Source organism: Actinomadura sp. BRA 177, assembly GCF_013372625.1.
Lineage (GTDB): Bacteria > Actinomycetota > Actinomycetes > Streptosporangiales > Streptosporangiaceae > Spirillospora.
Genome location: NZ_JABXFD010000714.1, coordinates 1 through 688, shown reverse-complemented (window position 1 = coordinate 688; position 688 = coordinate 1). Strand labels below are relative to the sequence as shown.

Annotated in this window: 2 protein-coding genes; one reads left to right on the top strand and one right to left on the bottom strand. The window is 76.9% G+C overall.

Annotation, left to right across the window (positions count from 1 at the left end; translation table 11 throughout):
- On the top strand, nucleotides 1-273 hold a 273-nt coding region (locus HUX53_RS38750; RefSeq protein ID WP_176408244.1), incomplete at its 5' end, for an ATP-binding protein.
- A 40-nt stretch (nucleotides 274-313) separates the two neighbouring features.
- Here HUX53_RS38750 and HUX53_RS38745 read toward each other — a convergent pair.
- The gene (locus HUX53_RS38745) at nucleotides 314-637 is read right to left on the bottom strand and encodes a hypothetical protein (protein ID WP_176408243.1); all 324 of its coding nucleotides are present in this window, start codon (nucleotides 635-637) and stop codon (nucleotides 314-316) included.
- Between the last annotated feature and the right edge of the window lie 51 nt (nucleotides 638-688).

The following is a 688-nucleotide window of genomic DNA, read 5'->3' as shown; positions in this document are numbered from 1 at the left end:
TCCTGGGACCTGCCCGCCCAGGCCCGCGCCGCGTCCCGCGCCCGCGCCCTCACCGCCGCGGCCCTGCGGCACTGGCACGTCACCGACCCCGCCGACACCGGCGACATCGTCCTCATGGTCGACGAACTCGTCACCAACGCCGTCGTGCACGGCACCGGCCCCGTCCGCCTCGCCCTGCGCCTGGACGGCACCCTCCTCACCGCCGAAGTGACCGACGCCCACCCCGCCGCACCCGCCGGGCGGCGACGACGAGGAGGTCTGGCTCGTCGGTGAGGCGGTCCAGGTGCCACTCGATGTGGGCCAGCGGGCCGCGTCAGCCCGCCAGCAGGTCCGCCAGCGGACGCGGCGGGCCCGGCGGGCCGTAGGGGCGCGGGTCGGGCAGCTCCTCCTCCCACAGCGCGTCGTCGCAGCCCGCCGCCCAGTGCCCCACCGACTCCAGCACCTCCTCCAGGTCGCGCGCCACCTCGCCCAGCGACCGCAGCGCCATCGCGTCCTGGATCATCCGCTCCCGCGCGTCGTAGGGCAGCTCCCGGTCGAACACCGGCGGGAACGCCGGGCGGCGCCCCGCCAGCACCGGCTCCTCACCCGCAGCCGCCGACCGGATCGCCGCCGCCCGCCACCGCCGCCCCGTATACACATCCCCCAGCCCACACAACGGCCGCCTAACACCGCTGCCCTCTTCCGGTCT